Origin of the sequence: Streptomyces sp. SID5910 (genome assembly GCF_009862125.1) — a bacterium.
GTDB lineage: Bacteria > Actinomycetota > Actinomycetes > Streptomycetales > Streptomycetaceae > Streptomyces.
Genome location: NZ_WWHX01000490.1, coordinates 1 through 1,017 on the forward strand (window position 1 = coordinate 1; position 1,017 = coordinate 1,017).

Annotated in this window: 1 protein-coding gene; it reads left to right on the top strand. The window is 76.7% G+C overall.

Translation table 11 applies throughout. The annotated features are described in order from the left end of the window. Nucleotides 1-186: 186 nt before the first annotated feature. Nucleotides 187-1,017 (top strand): RNA polymerase sigma factor (locus tag GTW67_RS17385; protein WP_524539789.1); only part of this gene is annotated, 831 nt, incomplete at its 3' end.

Here is a 1,017-nt window from a genome sequence, read left to right on the forward strand (position 1 = left end):
GGACACCCCCCGGCGCGGCCCCGACCCACCACCGAACCCGAGGCGCTACGCGCACCCCCACCGAGCAGCCACAGGCTGCCGCAGGCATGCCCCTGTCCCCTTATGAGGGATCGTTTCACCCGTACGGATTAAAAGTGTCCAACGCGCCACTTCGCGCCACCCATAGCCGCCTACGGTCGCCGGGTGATGAGCAGCAGTCCGGAGACCAAGACCCGCACGACCGGCACCCACCGGGCACACCGGGAGCACCGGGAGCACCGGGAAGCGCGTGACCGCGCGGCGGCGCGCACGCTCGCGCAGCGGCCACCCGCGCGCTACGAGGCGTACCTGGACGGCCTGTTCACCTACTGCCTGTCCGTCCTGTGCGACCACGACACCGCGACCGCCGCCCTGGGCGACGTCCTCACGCTCGCCGAGCGCCGCGACCACCGCGGCAACCGCGGCCCCGACTCCGCGGACCGCAGGGCCTGGCTGTACGCCCTCGCCCGCTGGGCCTGCCTCCGCAAGCTGGCCGAGGCCAAGCAGAAACGTCCGGCCACCCACGCCGCAGGCCGCCCGACCCCCGGCGGCCAGCACCCGGCCCCCGAGCGGCAGCACCCCGCCGACCAGGAGCGCCGCCGCCGCGAACTCGCCCTGCTCGCCTGGCCGGAGGCCGCCGGCACCACCCCCGAGCAGCGCGAGGCCCTCGAACTCGCCGTGCGCCACCACCTCGCCCCCCACGAGGTCGCCGCCGTGCTCGGCATGGACCTCCCCGCCGCCCGGGAACTGCTCGCCGCGGCCGCCTGCGAGGTCGAACGCACCCGCGCCGCCCTCGCCGTCGTCGAGACCGGCGCCTGCCGGGGCGTGTCCCGCCTCACCGGCGAGAACCGCTTCGTGCTCAGCGCCGCCCTCCGCCGCGAACTGGTCCGCCACGTCGACGACTGCCCGCGCTGCCGCCGCGCGGCCGAGCGCGCGATCCCCGGCCGCTGGCCCGGCACCACCGTCACCCCCGCCGAGCTGCCGGTCCTGGAGGCCCCG